The following is a 1,752-nucleotide window of genomic DNA, read 5'->3' as shown; positions in this document are numbered from 1 at the left end:
GTCGCCGGGAACGAGGCGGTCAATTGTCCAGGTTTTCGGCCGCAGGACCGACGGCGATGAAGTCAGTTCGAGCCGGCAATTGTCAAGACTGCGCGCGGAGTCGTTATCGAGCCGGATGGATCGAACAACCGGAATTGCATTCTGATAGGATGCATATGTGAAGCTAGACGCTACGTCCGCGACTATGCGCGGAATAGGCGGGCTTTCCGCTGCGACACTATCATTTGTTACTAACTCTGAACTATCGGCAGATTGCATTGACCCCAGTCCCCCGTGTTCAGATTAACAGTATTTTCGGGATATAAAAGGCTCTTGCCGGTCGTGCGAGTACAAACGCCTTGTTTATCCACGCGATAGTTTGGGTCGGCCAAAAAAGGGAGTGAAGCGAATGCACCGCAGAAGGGGCGGGTGGTCCGATCCTAATTTCATGATCTTGCTCACCAGGACTGTTGCGGAAGGCTGCCTGACTTTGATACCGAGACAGCTGCCTTCACCGTGCGCCGTAACGGCCCCGACTAGATAGACTTGGCGTCGGCATTTTGCCTGAACTTCTCGTTCGGACCTGGAGAGTCCCTCGAATGTCATTTCGATTTATTCATACGGCCGACATCCACCTCGATTCGCCACTGCGCTCGCTCGCACTCAGAAATTCCGAACTTGCCGAGCTGGTCGGAGATGCCAGCCGCCAGGCATTCACCGCAATAGTGGATCTGTGTCTGGAGGAGCGCGTCGACGCTCTCGTTGTTGCCGGCGATTTTTACGATGGCGACCAGACTTCGATGAAGACGGCTCGCTTTCTCGCTTCCCAGATGACGCGCCTCCATCAAGCAGGGGTCAGGGTCTACATGATCCGCGGCAACCACGACGCCATGTCGCGGATTACCAAGCAGCTCGTATTGCCCGACACGGTGACCACTTTTGGCGGCCGCTGCCAATCCGTGATCCAGCGTGGCGTCGGGGTGGACGTCGCCTTCCATGGGCTGAGCTTCGCCAGCCCGAAGGCGCCCGAAAGCCTGCTGCCGAAATATGCAGGCCCGCAGGAGGGAGCTGCGAACATCGGCATCATGCACACGAGCCTGGCCGGTTCCCCAGGCCATGACGTTTATGCTCCCTGCAGCGTTGCCGACCTGCACGGCCACGGCTTTGACTATTGGGCGCTTGGCCACATCCACGTTCGCCAGGTGTATTCCGGCGCGAGTACGCTTGTAATGCCAGGGATCCCCCAGGGGAGGGACATCAACGAGGCGGGCGAGAAGTCAGTCACGCTGGTCACCATTCGCGACGATCGCTCCGTCGAGATGGCGGAGCGGCTCACCAGCGTGGCGCAGTTCGAGCGGGTGAGCATCGATCTGACCGGGGCGTCGGAATGGAGCGAGGCGATCGTCCGTATCCGAGCAGGGCTGGAGCAGTCCCGGGAGGCTGCCAGATCGCGCTACCTCGTTGCCCGCCTTGGCCTGACCGGCACTTCGGCGCTGTCCTGGTCGCTGATCCGCGACCGGGATTTGCTGATCGCAGAAGCCGAACAGGCTGCCGAGCAGGTGGGCAATAGTTGGGTTGAGAAGGTGGAACTCGCCCTTTCGACTACCGTGATCGGGGATTTGGAAGGCGGTGCCGATCCTACACTGGAGCTTGCGCAGTCCATGCGCGACAACGCTGGGTCAGAAGCCTTTCGGTCCGACGCGCGAGATCTCATATTGAAGACGATCGCGGACCTGCCGCCAGACGCCCGCGGTTTCGCAGGCAAAGATGAAT

General features: G+C 59.5%; 1 protein-coding gene. It reads left to right on the top strand.

The annotated features are described in order from the left end of the window. Window positions 1-578: 578 nt before the first annotated feature. Window positions 579-1,752: DNA repair exonuclease (locus EOA24_RS36860; RefSeq protein ID WP_133374844.1), on the top strand; the 1,174-nt coding region annotated here is incomplete at its 3' end.

This window comes from Mesorhizobium sp. M2A.F.Ca.ET.039.01.1.1 (genome assembly GCF_003998035.1).
Classification (GTDB): Bacteria; Pseudomonadota; Alphaproteobacteria; order Rhizobiales; family Rhizobiaceae; genus Mesorhizobium.
This window is presented reverse-complemented; position numbering and strand designations above follow the sequence as displayed.